This is a genomic window from Amycolatopsis silviterrae (assembly GCF_042684085.1).
Taxonomy (GTDB): Bacteria; Actinomycetota; Actinomycetes; order Mycobacteriales; family Pseudonocardiaceae; genus Amycolatopsis; species Amycolatopsis silviterrae.
This window is the reverse complement of the sequence record NZ_JBHUKS010000033.1, coordinates 257,625-277,728: the sequence shown is the minus strand read 5'-3', so window position 1 is coordinate 277,728 and position 20,104 is coordinate 257,625. Positions and strand designations below refer to the sequence as shown.

The 20,104-nt window shown below is 70.0% G+C and carries 15 protein-coding genes; 8 read left to right on the top strand and 7 right to left on the bottom strand.

All coding sequences use genetic code 11. The annotated features are described in order from the left end of the window. The first annotated feature begins 107 nt into the window (after window positions 1–107). The gene (locus ACFSVL_RS39905; RefSeq protein WP_378312245.1) at window positions 108–911 is read left to right on the top strand and encodes an SDR family NAD(P)-dependent oxidoreductase; all 804 of its coding nucleotides are present in this window, start codon (window positions 108–110) and stop codon (window positions 909–911) included. A 5-nt stretch (window positions 912–916) separates the two neighbouring features. Here the strand turns inward: ACFSVL_RS39905 and ACFSVL_RS39900 are convergent, their stop codons facing one another. From ACFSVL_RS39900 to ACFSVL_RS39890, 3 genes are all read right to left on the bottom strand, one after another. Continuing rightward, on the bottom strand, window positions 917–1,888 hold the full coding sequence (locus tag ACFSVL_RS39900) for an ArsR/SmtB family transcription factor (RefSeq protein WP_378312243.1): 972 nt from the start codon (window positions 1,886–1,888) through the stop codon (window positions 917–919). 154 nt (window positions 1,889–2,042) lie between these two features. Beyond that, entirely contained in the window at window positions 2,043–2,903 is an 861-nt protein-coding gene (locus ACFSVL_RS39895) for an NAD(P)-dependent oxidoreductase (protein WP_378312242.1), read from the bottom strand. 12 nt (window positions 2,904–2,915) lie between these two features. Beyond that, complete coding sequence (locus tag ACFSVL_RS39890; protein WP_378312240.1) at window positions 2,916–3,782, bottom strand: imine reductase family protein; 867 nt, start codon at window positions 3,780–3,782, stop codon at window positions 2,916–2,918. A gap of 95 nt (window positions 3,783–3,877) precedes the next feature. Between ACFSVL_RS39890 and ACFSVL_RS39885 the strand changes: the two genes are divergently transcribed. Further along, window positions 3,878–7,132, top strand: coding sequence for a BTAD domain-containing putative transcriptional regulator (locus ACFSVL_RS39885; RefSeq protein ID WP_378312239.1), 3,255 nt, complete (start codon window positions 3,878–3,880; stop codon window positions 7,130–7,132). Window positions 7,133–7,181: 49 nt separating this feature from the next. Here the strand turns inward: ACFSVL_RS39885 and ACFSVL_RS39880 are convergent, their stop codons facing one another. Next, window positions 7,182–8,594 (bottom strand): amidase, encoded by a 1,413-nt coding sequence (locus ACFSVL_RS39880; protein WP_378312237.1) that lies wholly within the window; start codon window positions 8,592–8,594, stop codon window positions 7,182–7,184. Between the two features lie 110 nt (window positions 8,595–8,704). Here ACFSVL_RS39880 and ACFSVL_RS39875 point away from each other — a divergent pair, with 110 nt between their 5' ends. Beyond that, window positions 8,705–9,670: an Lrp/AsnC family transcriptional regulator gene (locus ACFSVL_RS39875; RefSeq protein WP_378312236.1), complete on the top strand. Its 966-nt coding sequence runs from the start codon at window positions 8,705–8,707 to the stop codon at window positions 9,668–9,670. A 3-nt stretch (window positions 9,671–9,673) separates the two neighbouring features. Here the strand turns inward: ACFSVL_RS39875 and helR are convergent, their stop codons facing one another. Both helR and ACFSVL_RS39865 read right to left on the bottom strand, forming a co-directional pair. After that, the gene (gene helR / locus ACFSVL_RS39870) at window positions 9,674–11,854 is read right to left on the bottom strand and encodes an RNA polymerase recycling motor ATPase HelR (protein ID WP_378312234.1); all 2,181 of its coding nucleotides are present in this window, start codon (window positions 11,852–11,854) and stop codon (window positions 9,674–9,676) included. 787 nt (window positions 11,855–12,641) lie between these two features. After that, on the bottom strand, window positions 12,642–13,742 hold the full coding sequence (locus ACFSVL_RS39865) for an aldo/keto reductase (RefSeq protein ID WP_378312233.1): 1,101 nt from the start codon (window positions 13,740–13,742) through the stop codon (window positions 12,642–12,644). A 585-nt stretch (window positions 13,743–14,327) separates the two neighbouring features. Here ACFSVL_RS39865 and ACFSVL_RS39860 point away from each other — a divergent pair. Beyond that, window positions 14,328–16,580: an ATP-binding cassette domain-containing protein gene (locus ACFSVL_RS39860; RefSeq protein ID WP_378312232.1), complete on the top strand. Its 2,253-nt coding sequence runs from the start codon at window positions 14,328–14,330 to the stop codon at window positions 16,578–16,580. Between the two features lie 209 nt (window positions 16,581–16,789). Here ACFSVL_RS39860 and soxR read toward each other — a convergent pair whose 3' ends face one another. After that, on the bottom strand, window positions 16,790–17,242 hold the full coding sequence (gene soxR / locus ACFSVL_RS39855) for a redox-sensitive transcriptional activator SoxR (protein WP_378312230.1): 453 nt from the start codon (window positions 17,240–17,242) through the stop codon (window positions 16,790–16,792). A gap of 96 nt (window positions 17,243–17,338) precedes the next feature. On the opposite strand from soxR, the gene ACFSVL_RS39850 reads away from it, so the two are divergent. From ACFSVL_RS39850 to infA, 4 genes are all read left to right on the top strand, one after another. Next, entirely contained in the window at window positions 17,339–17,974 is a 636-nt protein-coding gene (locus tag ACFSVL_RS39850) for a DsbA family oxidoreductase (protein ID WP_378312229.1), read from the top strand. Next, on the top strand, window positions 17,974–18,906 hold the full coding sequence (locus ACFSVL_RS39845) for an NADP-dependent oxidoreductase (protein ID WP_378312227.1): 933 nt from the start codon (window positions 17,974–17,976) through the stop codon (window positions 18,904–18,906). Before ACFSVL_RS39850 ends, ACFSVL_RS39845 begins: the two co-directional genes overlap by 1 nt. A gap of 189 nt (window positions 18,907–19,095) precedes the next feature. After that, entirely contained in the window at window positions 19,096–19,890 is a 795-nt protein-coding gene (locus tag ACFSVL_RS39840) for a GNAT family N-acetyltransferase (protein ID WP_378312225.1), read from the top strand. Beyond that, window positions 19,880–20,101: a translation initiation factor IF-1 gene (infA, locus tag ACFSVL_RS39835; protein ID WP_116202922.1), complete on the top strand. Its 222-nt coding sequence runs from the start codon at window positions 19,880–19,882 to the stop codon at window positions 20,099–20,101. The genes ACFSVL_RS39840 and infA overlap by 11 nt, the downstream gene beginning before the upstream one ends. Window positions 20,102–20,104: the final 3 nt, after the last annotated feature.

Genomic DNA, 20,104 nt, shown 5'->3' with positions numbered 1-20,104 from the left:
CTGGCACATTCCCGGAGCGCATGGCTGCTGTGCGAAACCTTCGCTGGTGGGACTGCCTTCGCCGCCAGCACGATGGACAGCACATTCGTTCGCAAGGAGCATCGGTCATGGCGAAAACATGGTTCATCACCGGCAGTTCGAGAGGGTTCGGCCGCGAGTGGGCGGACGCCGCCCTCGAGCGCGGCGATTACGTCGCGGCGACCGCCCGGGACGTCAGCCACCTGTCCTCGTTGACTGATCGGTACGGCGACGCGGTCCTGCCGCTTCAGCTCGACGTCACCGATCGCGTCGCGGTGCGGGAGGCCGTCCAGCGCGCCCACGCGTATTTCGGCTCGCTGGACGTCGTGGTCAACAACGCCGGTTACGGCCATTTCGGCATGGTCGAGGAACTCGGCGAGGACGAACTCCGGGCACAGCTGGAGACCAATTTCTTCGGCGCGGTATGGGTCACGCAGGCCGCGCTGCCGTTCATGCGGGCCCAGCGCTCGGGACGGATTCTGCAGGTGACCAGCGAGGGCGGGGTGCGCGCGTTCCCCGGGATCAGCGCGTACCACGCCTCGAAATGGGCGCTGGAGGGACTTTCGGAATCCTTGGCACAGGAAGTGTCGGCCTTCGGAATCCGCATCACCAACGTCGAGCCGGGCCCGTATGCCACCGACTGGCTGGCTCGCGGGGCCCGGCACAGCGAACGGCATCCGGACTACGCCGAGGCTCACGAGGCCGCCGCGCCGGACTTCGAGGTCGGCGATCCGCAGGCCACCCGAGACGCGATCCTCCGGGTCGTCGACGCGGACGAGCCCCCGCTGCGGATCTTCCTCGGCAAGTCCTTCCCCGACGTCGCCGACCTCTACGAGCGGCGGCTGAGCACCTGGCGCGAGTGGCAACCGGTCTCTCTGGCGGCCTTCGGCTAAGCGCCCTACCGCTTGCCGAGAAACGCCCTCCCGAGCGGGGTAAGCGAATGATGCACCGCCACGCCTGCCCGGGTCGTCGTGATCAGCCCGGCGGTCCGCAGCGTTTTCGTGTGCTGGCTGACCGCCGCCGGTGATACCCCGAGCCGGCTCGCGAGCACGGTCGTGGACGCGTCCGCCGCCAGCTCGCACAGCAGCCGCGCCCGGGTGCGTCCGACCAGGCCGGTCAGCTGCTCCTCACGCGTACCGAGCGGTTCCCCCGGGACCAGGCTGGCCGCCGGGCAGACCAGGATCGGCAGGTGCGCCGCGTCGATGAACGTCACCGGCGCGTCCCAGCAGAAATGCGCCGGCACCAGGAGCAGCCCGCGGCCGTCCAGGGCGATCGTGCGGTCGCGCGGGTAGTCCGCCTCCAGCACCAGGTTGTGCCAGCGGATCGACGGGTGCAGGTTTCCCAGTAGCGCCTCGACGCCGCCGCTCAGCAGGCGTTCGGCGTACCGGTCGCGCTCCGTTTCGACCCGGCGGTGCAGGATCGGCCGCGCCGGCCCGAGGACCAGGTCGCTGTACTGGCGGAGCGTGTGCACGACCCCACGCGTGTCGCCGTCGGCGTACACCGTACGGGCCCAGCGCGGCACGCGGCGGTGCCGGGCGAAGGTGCGGACGAGGTCCTCGCGCACGGCGGCCTTCGGCTGGGACAGGATGGTTTCGAAGTGGGCGTCGACGTCGGTCTCGTCCAGCGCCGGCGTCAGGAAGTCCGGGAAATTGCCCAGCGGGACGATTTCGGCGGCGGCTTTCAGGCAGTGCCAGCGGGCAGGCGACCGCCGGGCCCCGGTCAGGACCGCCGCCCGCCAGCCGTGGTACTCCAGGGGCAGGTGGGGATCCTGGAGACTGTTGATGCTGAGGATCAGCTCCCACGTCGGGTGCGCGCCGCCGGCGACGCGCACCCGGCACAGGTCCTCGGCCGTGAAAACCATGCGCAGCATCGCAACCACCCCCGGTCCGCGGCTCCCCAGCGCGGCTCTGCGTCCAGGATGCGGCCCGGGACGCGGTCTGGGAAGCCGTCGTCCGGCGACCGGCCCGGATCCGTCGGCGGACGGGTCCGGGGCTTCGGCCGGGCCTAACCGGTTCCGCGGATGCTCACGCCTTGCTGCGGATCACGTCGATCAGCCGGGTCCAGCTGTCCCGCCCGTGCCCGGCCGCGACGGCGCGGTCGTAGTGCTCCTTCACCGCGGCGGGCAGGGAGACGTCGATGCCCGCATCCCGGCTCGCGGCGAGGATGTGGTCGGCCGTCGCACCCATCATCTGGGCGTTCGCCTGGTCACCGGGGTGGGTGCCGCTGTCGATGTTCTTCGCCGTCTCGTCCAGCGACGTCTGCACCAGCGTCAGCAGCTCCGTCGCGTACGGCACCAGCGTCGCGGCGGACACGCCTGCGGTGCCGACGAGGGCGGCGGAGTGCAGGAACGCCGACAGCGTCGTGAGGAACAGGTCCAGCAGCCCCTGGTAGTACAGCTGCGCCAGGCCCGGGTCCGCGCCCCGGTAGTCCGGCCGCCCGATGACGCGCAGGGCCGGTTCGATCCGATCGAACGTCGGCTGCGCGCCGCTGTAGAACACGAACGAGCCCTCGGTGCCGACGACCGTCGCGGGCACCATGATCCCGCCGGCGATCATCTCCGCACCCCGCGCGGCCAGCCATTCCGCGGCCACCCGGGTCCGCTCCGGCGTGTCCGAGCTGAGGTTCACCACGATCTTGCCGCGCAGCGCGTCCTCGGTCGGCGCGAGAATGTCGTACATCGCCTGATAATCGGTGAGGCTCAGGATCACCAGCTCGTTCGCGGCCAGCGCCTCGGCGACCGTCGCCGCGCGCTTCGCGCCCTCGGCCACCACCGCGTCCGCCCGGCTCGCGGTGCGGTTCCACACCGTCACCTCGTGGCCGGCGGCCAGGTAGGACCGCACCATCGCCTGGCCCATCGGACCGAGGCCGATCAATGTCACGCTCATGGGGTTTTCTCCTTACTTCTTCAGCAGTTCGATGACGCTCGCGAGGTTTTCCGCGCCGTGCCCTTCGGCGGCCCCGCGCAGGAGCAGCTGATGCAGCGGTGCGAGCAGTTCGGCGCTGACGCCCTGGTCAGCCGCCGCGAGGGGCAGGTTCTCGAACGCGGCCGCCTGCATCCCCAGGTTCGACACCACGTCCTTGGAGTAGTCGCCGCTGTCGATCTGCCCGGCGGCTTCTTCGGCGAAGCCGCCCATCGCGCCCAGCCATCCGCTCAGCAACGGCGCGAACTCGACGGCCGAGAGCCCTTCGCTGCGGATCAGCGCGTATGCCTGCAGGATGCCGATGAACTGGCCGTACATCCCGGACAGCAGCGCGAGGTCGTGCAGTGCCGCCAGTCCCGGGTCCTCGCCGACGTAGTTGCTGCCGCCGAACGTGTCGAACGCCGCGCGGTGCGTCTCGAACAGGTCCTTGGGCCCGCTGTAGAACACGAACGCGCCCGGCTGCCCGATCATCGGCGGAATCGCCATGATGCCGCCGTCGAGGAACGTCCCGCCCTGCTCCGCCACCCATCCGGCCAGCTCGCGGGCCTGGCGAGGGGTGCCGTTGGTCAGGTTCACCACCGCCCGGCCCGCCAGCGAGACGGTGCCGAGCACCTCGCGCACGGACGCGTCGTCCAGCAGGCAGACGATCACCAGCTCGCTCGCCGCGACCGCCCCGGCGGCCGACTCCGCCGCCACCGCACCCTTGGCCACCAGCGGCTTCGCCTTGTCCGCCGAGCGGTTCCAGACCGTCACCGGCCGTCCCGCTCCCAGCAGCGCACCCGCCAGCGCGCTGCCCATGTCGCCGAGCCCCAGCACAGTCGCCGAGGTCGCATTCCCGGACATGTCGTCCCTCCCGTTCTTCGATCTGCCGACCACGGTGCCGGGGCGCTCGCACGGTTCGCTGCGGGTCCGCGCACGAGTGCGGTTACGGTGGATTCGTGCGATTCGGCATCCTGGGGCCCTTGGCCGTGTACAGCGACGACGGCCGGCCGGTCCGGGTGCCCGAGGCCAAGGTCCGGACCCTGCTCGCGGTCCTGCTCGTGCACGAGGGCCGCCCGGTGCCGGCCGACCGGCTGGCGGACTGCCTGTGGGGCGAGCGGCTGCCCGGCAACCCGGCCAACACCCTGCAGACGAAGGTCTCGCAGCTGCGCCGTGCGCTCGAACGCGCCGAACCGGGGTCTGGCGGCGCGCTCGTCCATCAGGCGCCCGGCTACGTCCTGCGGATCGAGCCGGAGGCGGTGGACGTCGGCCGGTTCCGTGCGTTGACCGCGTCGGCAGGCGAGGACCCGCGTGCTGCGGTCCCGCTGCTCACCGAAGCACTGGCGTTGTGGCGCGGCCCGGCGCTCGCTGAGTTCGCCGACGAACCCTTCGCGCAGCCGATGATCCAACGGCTCGAAGAGGATCGCCTTGTCGCACAAGAGAATCTCGCCGACGCCCGGCTTGCGCTCGGCGAACACGCGGCGCTCACCGCGGAACTCGCCGAGCTTGTCCAGCTGCATCCGTTGCGGGAACGGTTGCGCGGCCTTCAGCTGCGCGCGCTGTACGCGGCCGGACGGCAGAGTGAAGCGCTGGCCTCGTACGAGGAGTTGCGCCGCCGCCTCGCCGACGAGCTAGGCCTCGATCCCGGTCCCGAGCTGACCGCGCTCCATCGGTCGATCCTGGCGCAGGACCCGGCGCTCACCGACGTCGCTCCGCAGCTTCCGGTGCCGCTCACCGAACTGGTCGGCCGCACTGCCGCGGTGCGCGCGATCGGCACGCTCGTCGGCGAATCCCGGCTGGTGACGCTCACCGGACCCGGCGGCGTCGGCAAGACCCGGCTCGCGCTGGAGACCGCGCACCGGTTCGGCGGGGACTTCGCCGCGGGGGCGTGGCTGGTCGAGCTGACCGGCATGGACCGGCACGAGTGCGCACTGAGCCAGTGCCCGCCGGACGAGTGGGTCGTGGAGGCGATCGCCGCGACGCTGGGCATCCGCGACGCGGCTGCGCCCGCGCCGGCGGATCCGGCCGCGCGGCTGGCGGAATCCTTGCGGGGCAAGGAAATTATGATCGTCCTGGACAACTGCGAGCAGCTGATCGAACCGGTCGCGGCGGTTGCCGGAAGGCTGCTGGCCGCCGCGCCCGGACTGCGGATCCTCGCCACCAGCCGGGAACCCCTCGGGCTCGCCGGGGAAACGCAGTTCCCGGTGCCGCCGCTGGACCACGACAGCGCCGCGCGGCTGTTCACCGCACGGGTGGCGGACACTGGGTACACTGTGGACAGTGCCGATGCCGCCGCGGTCGCGGAGATCTGCCGGAAACTGGACGGATTGCCGCTGGCACTCGAACTCGCCGCGACCCGCGTGCGCGCGCTCGGCGTGCCGGAACTGCTGCGCCGCCTGGACGATCGGTTCCGCCTGCTGGACGCCACCCGCCGGGGCGTTCCCGCCCGGCAGCAGACTTTGCGTGCTATGCTCGACTGGAGCTGGGAATTATTAAGTGAACCCGAACGTCTTGTGCTGCAACGATTGTCGGTGCACACCGAGGACTGCGCGCTGGACGCGGCCGAGGCGGTGTGCGCGGGCGACGGCATCGACGAGGGCGAGGTCCTGGGGCTGCTGGCGAAGCTCGTCGACCGCTCTCTGGTAGTGCCTGTGAACACCGGCGTGCCTGCGGATGTCGGCGTGCCCGTGGATGCCGGTGTGGCTGCGAATACCGGTGTGGCCGTGAACACCGGTGTGCCTGCGGATGTCGGCGTGCCCGCGAATGCCGGTGTGGCTGCGGATACCGGCGTGCCCGTGAACACCGGCGTGCCGCGGTACCGGCTGCTCGAATCCGTAGCGGTATACGGCCTGGAGCGGCTGCGCGAAGCCGGCGAGACCGAGAAAACGCGGCGCAGGCACGCGGAGTACTACGTCCGGCTCGCGGGCGTGGCGGACGCCGGTCTGCGCGGCCGGGACCAGCGGCGCTGGCTGCAGCGGCTCGACGCGGACCTGCCGAATCTCCGCTCCGCCGCGGAAAACCTCGCTGGCTGGGGAAACGCCGACGACGCGTTGCGGCTGGCGAACCGCCTGGCCTGGTACCGGTTCCTGCGCGGCCGGACGGCGGAGGCGATGCGCTCCCTGCGCGCCCCGCTCAGCGCACCCGGCGGCGACGCCGAACTGCGCGCGGAAGCGCAAGCGACGCTCACCGCGCTCGCCGTCCTGGTCAGCGACCGGCCGGACTGGCGTCCCGTCGCCGACCAGCCGATGAGCGCGCGGGCCAAGTGGTTCCTCGGCTACGCACTGTCCACAGTGGCCGATCTGCCCGGCGCCGAACCGCTCACCCTGGACGCCCTCGCCGCCTTCGAAGCCACCGGCGACCGGTGGGGCATCGCCGCCGCCAGCGGTGACCGCGCGAGCCAGGCGCTGGCGAGAGGCGACATCGCCGGAGCACGGCGTTACGCGGATCGCTGCGCGGACCTGTTCGCCGAAATCGGCGACAAATGGGGCCAGCTGCAGGCGATTTTCGCGCAGGGCACGCTCGGCACGCTGTCCGGGGACTACGCCCGATCCGAAGCCGGGTACACCGAAGGCCTGCGGATCGCCGAGGAACTGGGCCTGTGGCCGGAGGTGTCGTACCAGCTGTCGTGGCAGGGCCGGGTCGCGTTGCTGCGCAAGGATTACGCCGAGGCGCGAGACCTGCACCGCCGGGCACACGAGGTCGCCGCGGAGCACGGCTTCACGCCAGGGGAGATGTACGCACTGACCGGCCTCGCCCTCGGCGCCCGCCGCGAAGGCGACCTCGATCTCGCCGAGGAGCAGCTCCAGACGTTGCTAGCGTGGAACCGGCAGGTCGATTTCGAACCCGGCAACACGCTGATCCTCGCCGAACTCGGCTTCATCGCCGAACTGCGCGGTGACCCGTCGACCGCGCTGCGACGGCATCGAGAAGGCTTCGAGATCGCCCAACGGACGGAGGATCCACGGGCGATCGCGTTGGCACTGGAAGGCTTGGCAGGCGCGCACGCACTGGCCGGGGCACCTCGTGAAGCCGCACGGCTGCTGGGCGCGGCCGCGGCTTCCCGGGCTGGGGTCGGCGCGCCGTTGCCCGCAGCCGAGCGGGACGACGTGGACCGGATCACCGCCCACGCAAGCGAAGCCATCGGCGCGGCGGAGTTCGCGGCCGAGTTCCGCACAGGCGGCGAGGAGGGGCTCGTGAGTGTTTATCCCGGTTAGAACCGGGATAAACACTCACGACGAGTGGCGGCCTAGCCACTCACGAGCCTCAAAAGACCGGCCGCCGATCCCCATACCCCGTAGCCCGCTCAAACGCGTGCCCAGCCCGCAACAACCCCATCTCACCCCGCAACGGCGCGATGATCTGCAGCCCCACCGGACGCCCGTCCTCGGTGAACCCCGCCGGCACCGACAGCGCCGGACAACCGGTCGCCGAGATCGACCACGCCGAGCGCATCCACTCCAGATAGTCGTGCATCGGCTGCCCGGCAACGGTTTCCGGATACTCCCATTCCACCGGGAACGGCGGCACCTGACTCACCGGCGCGAGCAGCAGGTCGTACCGCGTGAAAAACTCCCGCATCCCGCTGATGAGCTGCAGCTGCCGCGTCTGGGCACCCGCGATGTCCGCACCGGAAAGCGTTGCGCCGAAGGCGATATTCTCGGCGAGCGTCTGCTTCATCTTGCCGGGGTGCTCTTCGAGCAGGCCGCCGAGCCCGTCGTGGAAAAGCCAGCCGCGCAAGGTCCGGAACACCTCGTCCGCGCCGGAGAGGTCCGGACAGGCCGGTTCGACGTGACAGCCGAGATCGGCGAACGTCCGCACCGCCGGTTCCAGCACGGCGCTGACCGCCGGGTCGACCGGCAGCCCGCCCAGATCCGGCGACCACGCCACGCGCAGGCCGGTGAGGTCGGCGTCGAGGGACCCGGCGAAGGGCGCGGCGGGCTGGTCGAGCGCGATCGGGTTGCGCTCGTCGTACCCGGCGATGACGGACAGCAGCAGCGCGACGTCGGCGACCGTCCGGCCCATCGGCCCCTGCACGCCCAGCGCCTCCCACGGCAGCGTCGCCGGCCAGGTCGGCACGCGGCCCGGCGACGGACGCAGGCCGACGACGTTGCAGAACGACGCCGGATTCCGCAGCGAACCGCCCATGTCGCTGCCCTCGGCGAGCGGATGCAGGCCAGCGGCGAGCGCTGCCGCAGCACCGCCGCTGCTGCCGCCCGCGGACAGATCCCGCCGGTACGGGTTGCGCGTGGGCCCGAAGACGGGGTTGATCGTGTGCGACCCGGCGCCGAACTCCGGCACGTTCGTCTTGCCGAGCGTGATCGCCCCGGCCGCGCGGATTCGTTCGACGACGAGCGTGTCGCTGTCCGGCACGTGGTCGGCGAAAATGGGGGAGCCGTAGGTGGTGCGAACGCCGGCGACGTCGTGCGTGTCCTTGTGCGCCACCGGAATCCCGTGCAGCGGGCCGACCTCCTCGCCGTGCGCGAGCCGTTCGTCGGCCGCTTTGGCCTCGGTCAGCGCGCGTTCGGCGGTGAGCGTGACGATCGCGTTGATCTGCGGGTTGACCTGCTCGATCCGGTCGAGATGGGCCTGCGTCACCTCGCGGGCGGACAGCTCGCGGGTGCGCAGCCGGCGGGCCAGCTCGCGGGCGGGCAGGTAGCAGATCTCCTCGTTGCGCACTGGTGTCCTTCCCGACCGCGGTGTCCGTTCGAGACGCCAGCCTCCCGCGCGGCGCTGAGGCCGGACAAGATCTGCTCGACAAATGACGGAATCAGCCACAATATTGGCTGATGACCGCACGGTTGGACCCTCTCGACCGCCGGATCGCCGGCGCGCTGCAAGTCGACGGCCGCGCGTCCTGGCGGCGGATCGCCGAGGTGCTCGACGCGCCGGAGCGCACGGTGGCCCGCCGCGGGACGCACCTGCTGCGCACCGGCGTCGTGACGGTTGTCGCCGTTTCGCCGCACGGGGTGCCGCTGCTGGTGCGCGGCCGCTGCCGGGCCGGGCTCGGCCGCCCCGCGGGCACCGCGCTCGCCGGACGGCCGGAGACGAGCTTCTGCTACCTGATCACCGGGCAGGGCGAACTGGTCGCCGAAGTCTTCTGCGACCGCAACCGGCTGCCGACCTTCATGTTCGATGAGATGGCGGCAATCCCCGGCCTGCACGATCTGACGGCTGATACCGTCACCCGCTACTACCGCACCATCCACGAATGGCAGCCCGGCCTGCTCAGCCCGGCCGAGACCACGGCGATCTCCTCGCTGCCGCAGCCGACCCCACAGCCCCGGCAACCCGACGGAGTGGTTTTCAGCGGCGACGAACGCGCCATCCTGCGCGCCCTGCGCGAGGACGGCAGGCAGACCCACGAGGAACTCGCCCGCACCGCCGGGATCTCGGAATCGACCGTCCGTCGCCGGCTGGAAGCGTTGCGGCGGGAGGAAAAGGTGTTCATCCGGGCGGTGGTGGAGCCGTCCGTGCTCGGGCTGCCGGTGGAAGCGCTGCTGTGGATCCGGTGCCGCCCGCACCACGTCGACGACCTAGGGCGGGCCCTGCTCAGCTCGCCCTACGTGCGGTACGCGGCGGCGATGACGGGCGAGTATCAGCTGCTGGCTGACGTGACCTTGCCCGACATCGCCGCGTTGCACGAGTTCGTCGGCAGCTCGGGATGGTCCCGGCAGGCGGACTCCGTGCACACCGGGGTGGTGCTGAAAGCGTTGAAGCGCAGCGGCGTCCTCGCCCCCGAGCTGCGCCCCTGACGGCTACCTCCGCTCCTCCAGCCCGTTCAGCACCGCCGGCAACGCGCCGCGGTGCAGCACGCCGAGCCGCTGCGTCGCCCGGGTGAGCGCGACATATAGCTCAGCCGCGCCGCGCGGACCGTCCTCGAGAATCCGGTCCGGATCGACGAGCAGCACCGCGTCGTACTCCAGCCCCTTCGTGTCCGACGCCGGCACCGCCCCCGGCACGTCCGGCGGCCCGATCACGACGCTGGTCCCTTCCCGGCCCGCCTCGTCGCGGACGAATTCCTCGACCGCACCGGCCAATTCGTCGTCGGTGACCTTTTTCGACCACGGCCGGACCCCGCACGCGCGCACCGATTCCGGCGGCTCGACCCCCGGCGCGAACTCCGCCAGCAACGCGCCCGCGACCGCCATGATCTCGGCCGGAGTCCGGTAGTTGACGGTCAGCGAACGATAGGCCCAGCGGCCGGGGACATACGGCTCCAGCATCGAGCCCCAGTCCGTCGCCCCCGCCGCCGACCGCCGCTGCGCCAGGTCGCCGACCACGGTGAACGACCGGCTCGGACAGCGCCGCATCAGCGCCCGCCAGTCCATTTCGGACAGTTCCTGGGCCTCGTCGACCACGACGTGCCGGTAGGTCCAGTCCCGGTCCGCGGCAGCGCGTTCGGCGAGGTCGCGGGTGTCGGACTCGACGAACCGTTCGGCCAGGTCGGTGTCGTAGAGCAGATGCTCCGCGGAGAGGCCGATGTCCTCGTCCATCTCCTCGCGGTCGAGCCGCATGATGTCCAGAACGCCGGCCGCGTACTCGGCCTCGGCCTCGCGTTCGGCCTTGTTCTCCTGCTGCTTCGTCCGGTCGGGTGCCTTGCCCAGCAGGTCGATCAGCTCGTCCAGGAGCGGGACGTCCGACACCGTCCAGGCGTCGCCCCGCTCGCGCAGCAGCGCCCGGCTCGCGCCGGCCGCGTCGAGCCGTGCCGGGGAGGAATACAGCGTGGACAGCAGGCTTTCCGGGGTGAGAACCGGCCACAGCCGATCGATCGCCTTGACGAAGCTAGTGTCGGACAGGAGTTCCTTCACGAGTGTCGAACGAAGATCCTCCCACTCCTCCTTGTCCTCGCGAGTAAGCCAACCGCGCCCGATCCGGGCGATGGCGCGTTCGGTGAGCACGTACGTGACGATCTCGACAAACGTCGCCCGCGCCTCGTTGTGCGGCCGCCCGCTCTGCCGCGCCTCGTCCCGGGCCCACTCGGCGGTCGCCGCGTCGATCCGGAGAGTGCTGTCGCGAAGCTCGATCAGAATCGGCTCGTCCGGCAGCTCCTGCCGATCCGCGACCGCCGCGTTGAGGACATCGAGCATCCGCAGCGACCCCTTGAACTGCGCGACTTCCGGCTCATCCTCGGCGTTCGTCCGCAGCCCAGGCAGCAGTCCGCCAGGCGTGGTGAACACCACGTCCGACTCGCCGAGCGACGGCAACACCCGGCCAATGTGATTCAGAAACGCCGGATTCGGCCCGAGAACGAGCACGCCGTGCCGCTCCATCCGCTCCCGCTGGGTGTAGAGCAGATACGCGACACGGTGCAACGCCACGACGGTCTTCCCGGTTCCCGGTCCTCCCTCAATGACCAGGACGCCAGGATGGTCGAGCCGGATGATGCGATCCTGCTCAGCCTGAATCGTCGCGACGATGTCCCGCATCCCCTCGCCACGCGGCGCATTGACCGCGGCGAGCAGGGCGGCGTCGGCATCGTTGTTCTCCTCGCCACTGGCGCGCCCGAAAACCTCGTCGGTGAACGAGGTCACCTGCCGCCCGCGCGTGTGAAACTGCCTCCTCCGCCGCATGCCCTCGGGCGTAGCGGCGGTCGCGGTGTAAAACGCACTGGACGCCGGCGCCCGCCAGTCGAGAAGGACGGGTTTGTACTCGTCGTCCTGGTCGAAAAGCCCGATCCGGCCGATGTGGGAATGGTCGCCCTCCGCCGAATCAAGCCGCCCGAAACACAACCCGGAGTCGGCGACGGACAACCGCCGCGTTTCCCGAGTAAGCGCACGCACCTCGACGTCCCGCTCGCCCGGAGCCTCGTCATTTCGTTTGAGGGCAGCGGTGTACCGCTCGCTGGCCCGCCGCCGCTCCTCGTCGAGCCGCCGATACAACCCGGCGACGTAGTCCTGTTCGGACCGCAGTTCTTCTTCGTACCCCTGAGTTGACACGTGCCCCTCGCTGCTGTTATTCTGAACTCAGATTCGGCGCGAACTTCTGGTAGGGATTGAAGACGCGTCGATTTTTTATTGTCCACCTTCTGTCAAGTGGCTGGTGGGACTGGGGCTTTTTCTCTGGCTTTTCTCGCCGTGGCTGGCTTGTGGCGGCTGGCCGAGCCGAGGTCGGGCGGATGCCCAGGCGTCGGTCAGATCAGGGGCGGGCCGGGTCGGGTTCAGCCCTTGGCGTGCTGGGTCGCGGTGCGGCGGGCCGGGCCTTAGGGCCGAGCCGAGTCTCCATCCGAACCAGGGGTTGTGGCAGGTCGAGCCTGGGGCAAGGACCAGCGCGGTCCGGCTGCGGCGGCTAGGTCCTGGAGTGGTGTCCAGCGTTGGCGGATCGGACACCGAGACAGCCGCACAGCGTGCCAGCCCGCTCACCCGAGCCACCGCCCACCATCGGCACCGCGACCCAGCCGCCACTCCGTCGCACCCAGCGGATCCGGCACGTCGGCGAGCCCGGCGGAGTGCTCGACCGCGCCGGAATGCACGTGCCCTCAAGACCCGCGCGGCCGCGCTCTCGCCAGCCGCACCGGGCGACTCGCTGGCACCTCGACGCCCCCGCACACCCGGCACCCTGATCTTGCCCACATCAATCGCACGGTCGCCCCCGGACAGCTCGAATTTCACGGTCGAGCAGCGATTCTGCGGCATCCCCCGGGGCTTGCGGCAAGCCCCGGGGTGCGCTATATCTTGAAAAGGGCGGGGGAAATCATTCTTCACACAGCGCGGATTCCCGCGCGGTTCACGGCTGCTTCGCCGGCACCCAGTTGCGCACGACCGGTCGATAGCCCTCCGGCTTGTCGCCCACCTTCGCCCCGGCGTTGACCAGCCACGACTGGTAATCCGCCGTGAACATCCGGTACGGCCCGGCCGGCGGCACCTCGCTCGCCCGGTCCAGGGCGTCGCGCAGGTCGGCGGGCAGAGTGAAGTCGAGGGCGCGCATTGTCGCGCCCAGTTGTTCCGCGCTGCTCGCCCCGACGATCGCCGACGCGATGCCCGGTTGCGTCGCGACCCAGTTGATCGCGACCTGCGCCATCGTCACGTTCAGCTCGTCGGCGACCGTCTCCAGGGTCTTCAGCAGTTCCCACTGCTGCGCGGTCCAGGCCCCGCCCTCGCCGGACAGCCGTCCTTCGCCGGTCAGGCCCGCGGACGAGCTGCGGTATTTGCCGCTCAGGAATCCGCTGCCCAGCGGGCTCCACGCGGTGATTCCCAGGCCCAGTTCCTGACCCGCCGGGACGTGCTCAGTCTCAATCGTCCGCTCGATCAGCGAATACGGCAGCTGAAGGCTGATCATCGGCGGCAGCGAATGCGCTTCGGCGAGGGTCTGTGCGCGGCTCGCGTACCAGGCCGGCACGTCGGACAACCCGGCGTGCCGGATCTTCCCCGCCCGGACCAGGTCGTCAAAGGTTCGCAGCACTTCCTCGACCGGTGTGATCCGATCCCACGTGTGCAGCAGGAACAGGTCGAGATAATCGGTGCCGAGCCGGCGCAGCGACGCCTCCACCGACCGGATCATGTGCTTGCGGCCGTTGCCGCCCGCGTTCGGATCGCCCGGGTCGACGCTGTTGGTGAACTTCGACGTCAGCACGAGCCGGTCCCGGTTGCCCGCCTCGGCGATGAACGTGCCGAGCAGCCGCTCGCTCTCGCCCGCGGTGTAGAAATCCGCCGTGTCGATGAAGTTGCCGCCCTCCTCGACGTACTTGCGGAAGATCGGCCGCGCCTCCTCCTCGGACTTCCCGTACGCGGCGTGGAACCCGCCGGTGCCGAAATTCATCGTGCCGAGCGCGAGCCTGCTGACCCGCAATCCGGACCGGCCGAGCAGGTAGTACTGGTCAAGAGACATCGGGGTCATCGCTCCGTTTCCGAGAACACGCGCGGGTGCTTCCCGCCTAGCCTGGCCAGGGTGCCCGCGCAAAAATGGACCAGCAAGTCCAAAGTGAGTGTGATCCGTTCACAAGGGTCAGCCGAGCGGCGAGAACATGAGTCACAAGGGGAGTGCGGCTGTTCTGTGCTCGGCCGGGCCGGAGGGGACTGGCGCGGAACCGGATCGTGAGCGCGTCACATCGGAGCGCTCACCCCGCGCGGAGGCTTGATACTGAATGACACCGGGCTGACGGCGGAGTGAGAAGGAATAACAGTGCCAGCCAAGGAACATCGGCAGGCACAGCTAGGGAACCTCGGCAGGCACGTCAAGGAACCTAGGCGGGCACAGGCGAGGAACCGAATGTTCCGCACGGAATAGTCCAGGCCGGGACTCGGCCGAGATGCGCGGTGAACGATGGCGTCCCGGATCGGAGCGGCCACCGGTTCAAAGTTTCCCTTGTCCGCCAAGGGTTTCCAAAACTAGCACCACCCGAACTCGAACACCCGGCGGCAGCCTCCTCAACCCGTCCCCGCACCACCCGGACCGGGACGTAGGCTGGCGGACATGCCGTCGAACATGATCAGCCTCCGCGGTGTGCGCACGCACAACCTCGCCGATGTGGACGTGGACATTCCGAAGCATCAACTGGTCGCGGTCACCGGGGTTTCGGGCTCGGGCAAGTCGTCGCTGGCGTTCGCGACGCTCGCGGCCGAGTCGCGGCGGCAGTTGTACTCGACGATGCCCGCGTTCGTGCGGACCAAGCTGCCGCACGATCCGCAGCCCGAGGCCAGTTCGCTCAGCGGGCTCACCACGGTCGTCGTGGTGGATCAGCGGCCGCTCGGGACGAATTCGCGGTCGACGGTCGGCACCGCGACCGAGGTGTGGACAATGCTGCGGATGTTGTTCTCCCGCTTGGGCGAACCGTCCGCGGGATACTCGCCCGCCTACTCGTTCAACGATCCGTCCGGCATGTGCCCGGCGTGCGCGGGGCTCGGCACGGTCACCGACATCGACGGCGAGCGGATGATCGACCGCAGCCGTTCGCTCAACGACGGGGCGATGGTCTTCCCCAGTTTCGCGGTGGACAGCTGGATCTGGAAGCGTTATGTCTACTCGGGATTCTTCGACAACGACCTGCCGCTGCGGGAGTGGCCTGAAGACCTGGTGCAGTTCCTTCTGCACGGGCCGACGCAAAAGCCGCCGAACCCGTTGCCCCGCTTCCCGGCCAGCGCCAAGTACCAGTCGATGGTGCCGCGGATCCGCAGGCTGCTCGTCGAACGCGAGGCCAAGCCGGGTCCGGCGGTGCGGGCGGCGCTCGCCGAAGTCACCCGGCAGCGGCCATGCCCGGACTGCGGCGGCAGCAGGCTCGCCCCGGCCGCGCGGGAAAGCCGGATCAACGGGGTGTCCATTGTGGACCTCGGATACCGCGACGCCGCCGGGCTGCTGGAATTCTGCGCTGGGCTGGACCATGAGTGGGCACGTCCGCTGGTGGCGGCGCTGCGGCTGCGGCTGGAGTCGATGATCACTCTCGGGCTCGGGCATTTGCACTGTTATCGAGCCACACCGACGTTGTCCGGCGGTGAATCGCAGCGGCTGAAGCTGGTGCGGCATCTGGGATCGAGTCTCACCGACCTCACGTACGTCTTGGACGAACCGACGGACGGGCTGCATCCGGCCGACGTCGCGTCCCTGGTCGACGTTCTGCGGCGGCTGCGTGATCACGGCAACACAGTGCTGGTCGTGGATCACCACGAAGCCGTGATGGTGGCCGCAGACCACGTGATCGACCTGGGCCCGGGAGCAGGGGAAGCCGGCGGGCGTGTCGTGTTTCACGGTCCGCCGGCGGAGCTGCGAAAGGCGGACACGACGACCGCGCGGGCGTTGCGCACGGGTGTCCGGCTCAAGGACACGCTGCGGGAACCCACGGGCTGGCTGCCGCTGCGCGGGCTGGACCGGCACACTCTCCGCGGCATCGACGTCGACGTGCCGACGGGCGTGCTCACGGTGATCACCGGGGTGGCCGGCTCCGGGAAATCGACCCTCGCCGGTGAACTCGCCGAGCGGCACCCGCGGTTCACCGTGGTCGATCAAAGCCAGATCGTCGCGACGGCGCGGTCGACGGTCGGCACCTGGCTCGGGCTCGCCGACCCGGTGCAGCGCGCGTTCGCCGAGGTGAGCGGGGAGTCGCCGCGCCTGTTCAACCCGCGTTCGCGGGGCGGCTGCCCGGCTTGCCGCGGCACCGGGGTGCGGCGGACCGATTTGGCGTTTCTCGAGGACGTCGACACCCCGTGCGAGGAGTGCAACGCGACCGGATTCCGTGCTGAGGCACTTGAAACGCGGCTGGACGGGCGGACGGTGCTCGAGGTGCTGAGCACGCCGATGTCAGCGCTGGCGCGGTACGTGCCGCATCCGGACGTGGTGCGGCTGGCCGAGCTGCTGGGCGAACTGGGGCTCGGGCACCTGGCGAGCGGCCGCACGCTCGACACGCTCTCCGGCGGCGAGCGGCAGCGGCTGAAACTCGCCCGCCAGCTCGACTCGACCAGCGACGACCTGCTCGTGGACGAACCCACGGCGGGCCTGCATCCCAGCGACACCACGCGGATGGTCGCGCTGCTGGACCGGCTCGTCGACGAGGGCCGGACGCTCGTCGTGGTCGAGCATTCGCTGCACGTGGTCGCCGCGGCGGACTGGGTCCTCGACCTCGGCCCCGGCGCGGGCGAGAACGGCGGCCAGGTGCTGTACACCGGCACGCCGAAGGGACTCGCCGAGCACGACGGGGCGACGGGGCGGTATTTCCGGGCCGCGCTGGGAGGTTAGCGGGGTGGTCGCCGCGGGAGGCTCGGCGAGGGGCGGGAACCCGAGGCGGCGTTAATGAATCACATTCCGCGACGCGCGTGGCCCCGGCGTGTCGATGCGCTTGGTCGTGTTAACGGATCACACTCGGAGTCTGGCACCAATGTTAGTGGCTCACACGCGACGGCCAGCAGGCTTGGCGGGCAACAGCATCGCCGAAAGGTTCCTCCCCGCTAATGCGGGAACCTCCGCGCCCCAGCGCCGGTCTGGCCGAGGACGTCGTCCGGATTCGAGTACGGGCAGGATTTCAGCGACAGGCAGCCGCAGCCGATGCAGTCGGTGAAGCGGTCTCGCAGCGCGGTCAGTTCCTCGATCCGGGCGGTGAGCCGGTCGTGCCAGCGGCGGGAGATGCGGGCCCAGTCGCGTTTGGTCGGGATGCGCTGGTCGGGCAGTTCGGCCAGCGCGTCCTTGATTTCCTCCAGCGACACCCCGACTCGTTGCGCGGTACGGATGAAGGCGATCATCCGCAGCGTGTCGCGGCGGTATTCGCGCCGGTTGCCGCTCGTGCGCCTGCTCGTGATGAGGCCGCGGCTTTCGTAATAGTGCAGCGTCGGGACGCTCACGCCGGCGCGTTCGGCGATCTGTCCCGGCTTCAGCCAGACGACCTCGCTTGTGATCTGGGGCATCGCAGCTCTTTCCGTGCTTGACATCAAGTCCGCTTGATGAAGTCCACTGTAAGCACCGCTCAGCCAGCGGCGACGACAGCGCGTGAAGGGGATTTTGTGACGACTGCGACCCTGCGGATGTGGGCCGATGTGCTGTGCCCGTGGTGCTGGATGGGGCACCGCCGCCTCGCGCGAGCGATCGCGGAATCCGGTGTTCCGGCGCGCGTCGAGCACCGGAGTTTTCTTCTGTCCCCGGCCGGGCCCGGCCCGCGGCGTCGGCGGATCTCTGAGGTCGCGGTGGGCGAATGGGGGATGAGCGCGGCGGAATGGGGACGGCGCCGGGACCGGATCGAGGAGGCGGGGCGCGCGGACGGGTTGCGCATTCGGATGGATACCGCCTGGGCGCTCGATTCCCGGCCTGCTCATCGCGTGCTCAAGCTCGTCGCGGCGCGCGGACTGGACGAAACCGTGGCGTGGGAAGCGATGTTCGCCGCGCATTTGCGGGACAACCTTGATCTGGAGGATTGGGAAGTGCTGGCAGAAATGGAAACCGGGTTAGAGCGCGACGAGGTTTTCGCGCTCGCTGAAGACACCGCATATGCGGCGGAAGTGCTTGCGGACCACGAAGAAGGACAGTCGCGCGGGGTGCGTTCCGTGCCTGCTGTCGGGTGGGGTGACCACCTTGTCGCCGGGGCACGAAGTGTTGCGGAGCTGCGGGAATTCGTCCGGTCGGCAGCGGAGGCGGCGGCCTGATGACGGGGATTCCGGAGGTGATGCGCGCCGCCGCGATCGACGAGTTCGGGCCTGCGGAACGGCTGGCCGTCCACGAACTGCCGACTCCGCTCGCGGGTCCGGGGGAGGTGCTGGTGCGCGTCGAGGCGGCTGGCGTTCAGCCGACCGACGTCGCGATCCGGGACGGGTGGACGCCGCCGGGCGCGACCATCGAGTTCCCGCAGGTTCTGGGCAACGAGTTCGCCGGAACGATCGTCCAGGTCGGTGCTGGGGCGACTGGATTCGAGGCAGGACAACAGGTTGCCGGGTTCCGGGTGCTGGGCTGTTATGCCGAGTACGTCAGTGCGCCGGCCAGTCAGGTGGTCCTCAAGCCTGAGGGCGTCGATTGGCTGACGGCGGGGGCGTTGTCCGCGTCCGGGCAGACGGCGCACACCGCGTTGGAACGGCTCGGCGCGCGTTCCGGCGAGACGATCCTGATTCACGGCGCGGCCGGTGGCGTCGGATCGATGGCTGTTCAATTGTCACACCACCGCGGCCTGCGGGTGATCGGGACTGGCAGCGCGCGGAACCAGGAGTACCTTCGCGCCCTCGGTGCCACGCCGGTGGTGTACGGCGACGGCGAACTCGACCGGATCCGCGAAGCCGCGCCGGACGGGATCGACCTCGCTTTCGACACTGCCGGGCACGGGAATTTGCGCACCGCGGCGGAGATCGTGGCTGATCGCGGGCGGATCGGGTCCATCGTGGAACCGGCGCTGGCCACCGAAACCGGCGGTCAGTGGATCACCAGCGACCGGTCCGCGCGGCGGCTTCGCGAGCTGCTCGACCTGTGCGCGCGGGGAGAACTGCGGGTCGAGGTGCGGGCCGAGTACCCGCTCGAAGCCGCCGCGAGCGCCCATCGCGAGGTGTCGACCGGGCACGGGCGCGGCAAGGTGGTGCTCCGGATCGGCTGAGGCGGATTAATTCGGTGGACGGGGGCCGTTCCGCGTGGTTATGGTTCGCCCCGACCGTGACTCGACGCGAGGAGGTGAGCCCCATGAACGCTGTTTCGATGTGGGTGCTCCCCGTGTCGTCACGGTCGGGCGACTGACGTAGGGGTTGCCAGGAGCGCCTTGATCAAGGCACTCCGAAAGGTGACCATCTTGGACACTCTGCGTTTCACCGCGGGCGAACCCGCGGTGCGAATCTCCCGGGTCGAACCGGGACTGTGGCAGGCGCTGGACGACGACGGCCGGCTCGCCGGTCGCGGCGAGACCAGCATCCGGCCCGACGGACGGGTTTTCCTCAGCATCGACGCCTGGCATCGCTCCGTCTTCGACCAGCTCGCCCGCGAGATGCTGGCCGCGCTGCCGGAAACCGTGCACACCGTGGTCGACGAGACCGACCGCGAACTGCTGGACGGTTGGCAGGAGGCCGGTCTGACGATCCGGCGGCGCGAGTGGGAGTACGTCGTGCCCACCGATCCGCGGGTCACCGGGCCGGTTCTCCTGCCGCCGGGCGTCACGATCGTGCCCGCCGGAGCGGCCGAAGACGGGCCGTTGCGGGAGCTGGACCGCGTCGTCCGGGCCGAGGTCGAGGCGACCGTCGGCTGGTCGGAGATGCCGGCCGAGGTGCTGCCCCGCCCGGCCGGCGACACCGTGGTGGATCCGTCGAAGTACGCCGTGGCTGTCGCGGACGGCGAGTATGCCGGTTTCGTCCGGGTGGTTCAGGTGCGGCGCCTGCCCCGGATCGGGCTGATCGCCGTCCGGGCAAATCGGCAACGCCGGGGCATCGCGCGCGTGTTAATGATTCACACTCTCCGCGATCTGCATCGAGCGGGGATCACAACGGCGTCGGCCGAGGTGAACGAGGCCAGCGAAGCGGCGGCGGCGTTGTTCGAGAGCGTCGGTGCCCGGCGCGCGAACAGCACGGTGGAGCTGGTGCGCCATGGCCGGTAAGGGCGGGATCGAAGTCGAAGGAACCGTGGTCGAGTGTCTGCGCGACGCCCGGTTCACGGTCGAGCTGGCGAACGGGCACCACGTGCTCGCGCACATCAGCGGCAAGATCAGGAAGAACTTCATCAAGATCGTGCCGTACGACCGGGTGCTGGTCGAGCTGAGCCCGTACGACCTCGACCGGGGCCGGATCCTGTTCCGGTACCGGAACTAGCGC